General features: G+C 64.3%; 2 protein-coding genes. One reads left to right on the top strand and one right to left on the bottom strand.

Translation table 11 applies throughout. The features are described from left to right. Positions 1-441, bottom strand: a 441-nt coding sequence (locus EOA29_RS35260) for a MaoC family dehydratase (RefSeq protein ID WP_145970004.1), incomplete at its 3' end; no start/stop codon positions are given. 152 nt (positions 442-593) lie between these two features. Between EOA29_RS35260 and EOA29_RS35265 the strand changes: the two genes are divergently transcribed. Further along, the gene (locus EOA29_RS35265) at positions 594-1,715 is read left to right on the top strand and encodes a DUF2336 domain-containing protein (protein ID WP_126093459.1); all 1,122 of its coding nucleotides are present in this window, start codon (positions 594-596) and stop codon (positions 1,713-1,715) included. Positions 1,716-1,783: the final 68 nt, after the last annotated feature.

Below are 1,783 nucleotides of genomic sequence, written 5' to 3' on the forward strand. Positions count from 1 at the left end.
CTTCATCATCATCGCCTGCCTCGTACATTTGGCGACGAGAACGTCAGCCTGATTGTAGGCGCGATGCTCGAACTCGACGATGCCGCGATCGGGCTTCGATTTCGAGCCGCGCACCGAAACGACCGTGGTCTCGACCCGGATCGTGTCGCCGTGGAAAACCGGATGCGGAAACACCGTTTCCTTCATACCGAGATTGGCGACGGTGGTGCCGACGGTGATGTCGTTCACCGAGATGCCGATCATCAGGCCGAGCGTGAACAGCGAATTGACCAGCGGCTTGCCCCATTCGCTTTTGGCGGCGAAGTCGAAATCGATATGCAGGGGCTGCGGGTTCAGCGTCATCACCGAAAACAGCATGTTGTCGCTTTCGGTGACGGTCTTGCGCAGCGTGTGCCGGAAGACATGGCCGACGACGAACTCCTCCAGATAAAGCCCGGCCATTGTCGATCTCCTCTGCTTATCCTTGCTTGATAGGCGTTGGTCGCGGCTCCATCAAGCCGGTTAAGAAACATGGTGAACCGTTCGTAAACCATTTCCAGCCTAACGTTCCCAGCGGGGCCGGGAACGTTCCGGCAAGGGCGTAGCTGGTCGGCATGATTGTTTCGCATTTTCTGAAATGGATCGATACGGCGCGGGTTTCCGAGCGAGCCGCAGCCGCGAGCGCGCTGGCCCGCGCCTATATCAATTCCGACCTGCCGTTCGAGGATCGCTGCGCGGCTGAGGCAGCGCTCACACTGCTGCTCGACGACGTCTCCGCCAAGGTCCGCCAGGCGCTCGCCGAAGCGCTGTCGATGAGCCACCACGCGCCGCCGCAGGTGATCGCAGCACTCGCCTCCGACCAGCCGGAAGTGGCGGCAGTGGTGCTGGCGCGTTCGCCTTTGCTTACCGATGCCGATCTCATCGACCGCGTCGCTTGCGGCCAGAAAGCCACCCAGAAGCTGATAGCCAACCGTCCGGTCGTCTCGATGTCGCTTGCCGCCGCTATCGCCGAGATCGGCGAGCCGGAAGCCTGCGCCACGCTGATCGCCAACAGCGGCGCCCACATCGCGTCGCTGAGCTTCCGCCGCATGGCCGAGCGGCACGGTCACCTGCCGCTTGTGCGCGAGGCGCTGATCGCCGACGCGCGTCTTCCCGCCGATTGCAGGCACACGCTTTTGGTCAAGCTTGGCGAGACGCTGAAGGGTTCGCCGCTGGTGCTGGCATTGATGGGCGCCGCTCGCGCCGATCGTGTGATGCGCGATGCCTGCGTGAAGGCTTCGGTCACATTGATCGAGGGCACGCGCGCCGAGGAGCATGCCGCGCTGATCGAGCATCTGAGGCTGCGCGGCGATCTCACCGCAGGCTTCATCATCCGCACCATCGCGCATGGCAAGGTCGACTTCTTCGGCTCAGCGCTGGTGGCGCTCGCCCAGCAATCCGAGCATCGGGTGAGGGCACTTTTGGCCGGCGGGCATGACGTGGCGCTGCAGGCGCTGTTCCGCAGCGCCGGCCTCGCCGCCGCCACGCATGGCATCATCCTGCGGGCGCTGAAGGTCTGGCGCGAGGTCGCCAATGGCAAGCGCGTCGCCGGCGTGCAGGAGGTGAGCTGGCTGATGCTGAAGGAGCTCGGCGGGCAATCGGCCGAGGGCGATCTCGCCGGGCTAGTGAAGTCGATCCACCTCGATGCGCTGCGAGAGAACGCGCGCGGGCACGCGCTGGCGATTGCAGCGGCATGAGGCGTCAGCCTCGGCCCCTTGCGAAAAAATCCGGATAATCCTCCATCGCCGCGGCGATGATGCGCAGC

It is taken from the genome of Mesorhizobium sp. M1E.F.Ca.ET.063.01.1.1, from assembly GCF_003998155.1.
GTDB lineage: Bacteria > Pseudomonadota > Alphaproteobacteria > Rhizobiales > Rhizobiaceae > Mesorhizobium.